This is a genomic window from Streptomyces sp. NPDC005533 (assembly GCF_042871845.1).
In the GTDB taxonomy this organism is placed as follows: domain Bacteria; phylum Actinomycetota; class Actinomycetes; order Streptomycetales; family Streptomycetaceae; genus Streptomyces.
Map to the genome: position 1 here is coordinate 1 of NZ_JBIAJH010000166.1, position 2,014 is coordinate 2,014.

Annotated in this window: 2 protein-coding genes; both read right to left on the minus strand. The window is 66.8% G+C overall.

Features of this window, described 5'->3' with window-relative positions:
- Positions 1-179: 179 nt before the first annotated feature.
- On the minus strand, positions 180-512 hold the full coding sequence (locus tag ACFYP3_RS37655; protein ID WP_388842618.1) for a hypothetical protein: 333 nt from the start codon (positions 510-512) through the stop codon (positions 180-182).
- Between the two features lie 567 nt (positions 513-1,079).
- A complete protein-coding gene (locus ACFYP3_RS37660) occupies positions 1,080-1,883 on the minus strand; it encodes an IS6 family transposase (RefSeq protein WP_388842620.1) in 804 nt (267 codons plus the stop codon).
- Between the last annotated feature and the right edge of the window lie 131 nt (positions 1,884-2,014).

The window sequence follows — 2,014 nt, forward strand, 5'->3', positions numbered from 1 at the left end:
CAGCATGGACATGCCCACCAGACATCTCGGTCGGCGATCAGCCCCACGATCGGGTGATCACGAACCGAGGAATACCGGACTTAACGCCCACTGAGCACGGCGGCTCTGGTGCGCGGCGATGCCGTAGTCGGCTGGAGCGCTGGCGAGCAGGAGTGCGGCGAGGCGCTGGATCTTGCGGTTCAGGGCGAGGGAGATCCGGTGGCGGCCGCGGCTGCGGATGGCGGCGAGCGTGTGTGTGCTTGTGTCGAGGTGTCGGCCAGGAAACTGGTGGGCCAGCCCTGTTTCGCGAGGCACTGCAGGGCTGTGGCTGCCCTGCTGGCGGGGATCAGTCCGGGAAGGGCTCGTTCCCGTCGGAAGGCTCTGTCCGGCGTGATGCCGAGGATGGCCTCGGAGGTGGCCCGGTGCAGGGAGGCGGGGCGCTGTCCGGCGGGCTTGAGCAGGCGTCGGATGAGGGTGATCGAGATCCCGGAGATCTCGGCGATGTCCGCTGCCGACAGGCCGGTCTCTTGCAAGTGGCTGGCGTGGACGGCCGCATCGTCTGCGGGGATCCGGGCGGGCCGGCCTGCCTTCAGCTCCTGGGTACGACGGGCGCGGTCCCGGCGCGCCGCGGCCGTGCACTCGGGCCGCAGGCAGCCGTAATCGGCGCAGGTGGGGCTGCCGTGCCTGACCCGTGAACGGAGCGGCTGCTTACGATTCCGGCCGCCCGGCACGGCATGGGCCGGTTCGGGAGCTGCAGGTGGTGGTGAGTTCATGCCGGTGTAATTCTGCCTGCTCCTCAGCCCGATCGGTCCACGCTCGGCCCACAATCGGTTCGCGTACAGGCGAGCCCCTGTCGGTCCGGGGCGCCACTGGGCCACAGGCCGAGGATGTGTCGAGCAGCTGCGCGAGGCCGTCGAGACCGAGGGCACACCGCGCGGCGGGCTGCATCCCGGCCCACGCCGCCCGCAGGGACCAGAAGGGCAGAGGTCTCTGCTGAGGAGAAAGGATCTTTCATGGGGCGTGATGCCACCACAGGGTGCTGTCACGTTGTCGGGGGTGTGATTGTTTGCGGTCGTGTTGGGGCTCGGAGGGGCTGTGGTTCAGGCCGCGGTGGGCGTGCTGGCGGTGCCGGTGATCTGGTTCCAGATGGTGAAGCGGACGTTCATTTCGAGGCGGTAGCGGCTGGCGGTCATCAGGTGCCGGTGGGGTCGGAAGTGGGGTGAGATTCCGGTGAACGCGGACAGGAACCGTTGCGCTGATCCGACGGTGCGGAAGCCTTTCATCGCGCGTTCGCGCTGGCGGGTGGGTTGGTGGGAGTTCTCCACCCGATTGTTGATCCCCTTGTGTGAGCGGTGTTCCACCGAGGGCATCACCTCACGGTGTGCGGCCCCGTAGGAGCGGAGCTTGTCCGTGACGATCACCCTGGGCACCTGCCCGGTGGTGGTCAAGAGTCGGCGGAAGAACCTGCCGGCCGCTGCCTTGTCCCGCCGCTTCTGGACCAGGATGTCCAGGACATTGCCGTCGGCGTCGACGGCACGCCACAAGTACTTCTGCACCCTGTTGATCTTGATGAACACCTCATCGAGATGCCACTTGTCACCGGGGCGCGGGCGCCTGCGGCGGGGTGCGTTGGCGTAGGTCTGGCCGAACTTTAGGCACCAGCGGCGGACGCTCTCGTAGGAGACGATCATGCCCCGCTCGAGCATCATCTCCTCGACCTCGCGGAAACTGAGGGGGAAACGGAAGTACAGCCACACGCAGTGCGAAATCACCTCGACCGGGTACCGGTGGTTCGAGTACGAGGGCACCACGGACGACACAGACGAGCCCCTCCCCACACGGACAACCCGAAGATCATCCCACCCCGCCACCAACAACGTGACAGCACCCGGCGATCTCCTCATCCAGGGCAATTCACTGAGCCTTTTCAGAGTGGCCACTGATCGGGTGACGGTGGGGTGCTCGATGGAACGGACAGAGCCTCAAGGCTGTTGAGCGAGGTGTCACCGCTCAACTCTTCAGCCTTGGGGCTCTG